The organism is Gammaproteobacteria bacterium (assembly GCA_033720895.1).
Classification (GTDB): domain Bacteria; phylum Pseudomonadota; class Gammaproteobacteria; order Natronospirales; family JAJUFS01; genus JAWWBS01.
In genome coordinates this window covers 1-1759 of the sequence record JAWWBS010000121.1, presented here as the reverse complement: position 1 = coordinate 1759, position 1759 = coordinate 1, and the positions used below count along the sequence as shown (strand labels likewise).

Sequence of the window (1759 nt, the reverse complement as noted above, 5' to 3'; positions counted from 1 at the left end):
TCGGGCCCAGCTGATGGACAACACGGGCATCCGGAACGTGCCCGGCCTGGTCAAGTACGCGATCCGGACGGGCCTGATCAGTATCGATGACTGAACGGACCTGGGATTGGCGCCGTGAAACCGGCGTCTTCCTGATGGGCCCGGCTGACAATCCGTGAAAGTCTAGGCGCCTGTTCCGATATTGAGCGGTGCCCCATTCCCCCCCCTATGGCTGGTTGGGTGCAACTACCACCCATATCCTGGTCGGGGCACCGCTCAATTCTACTGCTCTGATCCCTGCAATCTGTGCGATGGCTTCCTTATACTGGGGGCCACTTCCTGTTTGCCGAGGTCTGCTATGCACAAGCTTTTGAAGCGATCATTGCTCTTCCTGGGGGTACTCCTGGGCCTGGTGATCCTGGCGGCGCTGGTGGCGCCAATGCTGGTGGATGCGAATGACTTCAAGCCTCGGATTGTTGCCGAGGTCGAGGAGGCGACAGGTCGCAAGTTCGCCATCGAAGGTGATCTCGAACTTTCGGTTTTTCCATGGCTGGGCGTTACCGTGAATGGTGCGTCGCTGGGCAATCCTGCGGGATTCGATGACAGCGTGTTTGCCAGCCTGGAGCGCGTCGACATCCGCGTTCGACTCCTGTCGTTGTTTTCGGATCGCGTGGAAATTGCCAAGGTTGTCCTGGTCGGCCCGACAGTTCGCCTGTCTCGCCATGCCAATGGTGAAGACAACTGGTCAGACCTGGCGGCCGGCGATGGCACCGGGCAGGAGAGCTCCAGCGAACCGGCGACCAAAGGCCCCGACTTCCGAGTACAGGGTGTGCTGGTCGAGAATGCCGAGCTCCGTTACAGCGATGCTGCGGCAGGTGTCGAGTTTGTCATGCAGGCATTCAACCTTGATATTGATGCCATCAGTCTGCCGCTCGATACCAGCTTGTCCTTGAATACCGAATTCGAGCTGGCTTCGTCGAATATTGGCGGCACCGCGGCCCTGGCGACCCGGCTCCGGGCAGATCCGGAAGGCGATGCCTACGGGCTCGATGCCGGCGAGCTCGAGCTGCTTCTCTCGGGGGAGGCAGTGCCCGGCAATGGGGAGCTTCCCGTGTCGATTCGCTGGGAACGAATCGAGGCCGGGCTAAAAGCCGAGGTGGCCGAGATCAAATCGCTGACTGTCGAGGTCCTGGGCATGTCGCCGCAACTCGACATGCAGGTCAGGAACTGGTCCGCAGCACTCGCGTACCAGGGTGATGCCAAGCTGCCCTCTTTCACCCCGCAGCGCGCCATGGCCGCACTGGATATCGAAGCGCCCGTCACTGCTGATGACAAGGTGCTGAATGACGTGGCCGCAAGTTTCAAATTCTCCGGAACGGCGCAACGGGCCGCACTGGAATCCCTGGCTATCGACCTCGATGACAGCAACATCTCAGGTACGCTGTCGGTCGAAGATTTCGAGCGCATGGCATTGCGATTCGACCTCGTACTGGATGCGATCGATGCCGATCGTTACTTGCCGCCAGCGAGCGACTCGCCGACCGGTGGGGACGCGTCCAGCGAAGATGTTGCCATTCCCGTCGAGATGCTGCGCGGGCTGGATGTGCTCGGCACCCTGGGCATTGGCAAGCTGACGTTTATGGGCATTCGTTCCAGCGATATCGAAGTCGGTGTGGATGCGCGCAAGGATCAGCTTCGCCTGCACCCAGCCAGGGCCTCGCTGTATGAAGGTAGCTACTCGGGTGACATCCGTGTAGATGCCCGTCGTGACACGGCGCGC

1 protein-coding gene is annotated in these 1759 nt (G+C 60.7%); it reads left to right on the top strand.

The annotated features are described in order from the left end of the window. Nucleotides 1–337: 337 nt before the first annotated feature. Nucleotides 338–1759: AsmA family protein (locus R3217_10775; GenBank protein MDX1455927.1), on the top strand; the 1422-nt coding region annotated here is incomplete at its 3' end.